The sequence below is a fragment of the Vibrio sp. 10N.261.51.C6 genome, from assembly GCF_041471785.1.
Classification (GTDB): domain Bacteria; phylum Pseudomonadota; class Gammaproteobacteria; order Enterobacterales; family Vibrionaceae; genus Vibrio; species Vibrio crassostreae_C.
The window spans coordinates 1-1,622 of sequence record NZ_JBFRPB010000095.1; the positions used below are offsets into that span (position 1 = coordinate 1).

Annotated in this window: 1 protein-coding gene; it reads right to left on the reverse strand. The window is 47.3% G+C overall.

Annotated elements, in window-relative coordinates; translation table 11 throughout:
* The coding region (ltrA, locus tag AB4375_RS20810; RefSeq protein WP_372052449.1) for a group II intron reverse transcriptase/maturase at nt 1-1,062 on the reverse strand (1,062 nt) is incomplete at its 3' end.
* Between the last annotated feature and the right edge of the window lie 560 nt (nt 1,063-1,622).

The window sequence follows — 1,622 nt, forward strand, 5'->3', positions numbered from 1 at the left end:
TCTGCGTTTGCGTTGTTTTAAGCGGTAACATCGTAGCCGTCGCCGTATCCATTCGTCTAAGCGCTGCAAGCTGCTTTTCCGTATGGCGAGTTTGAAGTAGTGTTGCCAACCTCTTAGGTATTGAGTTAGTTCCGCTATGACTGCTTGCAACTCTCGCCCTCGGTTTCGCTTCGTTATCTGCCGCACTCGCTTCTTCATTTGAGTTTGTGCTGCCTTCGATAGATGGATTGTTCCATCTATCCCGAAGCGGTGGCTTAAGTAAGTCCGCTCTGTCACTCTTGTCGCACCACTTTTCTCTCGATTTACCGTGAGCTTCAGCTTTTGCTCCAAGAACTCCGTTATCGACTCTTTAACTCGATAAGCGGCTTCTTCACTATGAACGTAGATTTGGCAGTCGTCTGCATATCGACAGAACTTATGCCCTCTGCGCTCTAACTCTTTATCCAGTTCATCTAATACGATATTGGATAGCAACGGGGATAATGGTCCACCCTGTGGTGTCCCTCTTTGTCTCTGTTCAACCATCCCGTTTCGCATTATGCCTGCCTGTAGATATGACCTGATGAGCTTCAACACTCGTTTATCACTGATGTCCTGTGACAGTCTGTACATCAGTCTATCGTGATTCACTGTGTCGAAGTATTTCGCTAGGTCGATATCTACAACATAACCTCGACCTTCTCGGATGTAATGACTGGCTGCCGTTAATGCATGGTGCGCACTGCGGTTTGGTCTAAATCCGTAACTGCTATTGGAGAACTTGGGGTCATAGATATCTGACAGTACTGAGGTCATTGCCTGTTGGACAACTCTATCAAGCACGGTTGGGATACCTAGTTGCCTTACGCCACCACTAGGTTTAGGGATTTCTACACCAAGTACCGGTTGAGGTTGGTAGCTTCCTTCCAGAAGACTCTGGCGAAGCGCTTGCCCATTTGAAGCCTGTCGAAGTGTTGAGATAGTCGCATCTATGTCGAGTTTGTCGACACCTGCACATCCTTTGTTCTTCTTCACTCTTCGTAGAGCTTGATTCAAGTTGGTTGAAGAGCAGATTTGCTCCATCAACGACGTTGAGATCACCAAGACTCGTCCTCCTGTTTACGCCAATCATGCTTGTCATTCTTCATCACCATGAGCTTTACTTGCTGTATCGCCCATTGGGACGTAGAGATGGTTTTCATCTTGCTATGACCCCACATGATTGAGTGTCTAGTGACTGCTTCTTGATATATTCAGTTCGGGCCTTCCCTTAAGTTGTACTTCCTTAAGGTACTATGCCTTCTGCTGACTTCTTATTGCTCGTCATACCGCATCGCTGCTGTATTAGTCTCTATCGAGACAAGTAATAAGATCTCCCGAGGTAAGACGTTGCTCTTTCCCTTGGCCGTGCCTGATTTATCACTACACACTTCCCGTCGAGGCATCGGGCTATTCTATCTATTGCTAGGTTGCCCAAGTTGTAATGACCTACTATCAGATTTCTGTTCGTCCCAACCAAGTTTTGCCATTTGCTTCCTTCAGATTTCACCTCACGGTGAACACCCTTGCATAGGCTAACGGTTCTCGCTCGACTGAGCCCGTAGAGGACTTTCACCTCCTAGATCAACGCCATGCTCGGCGCA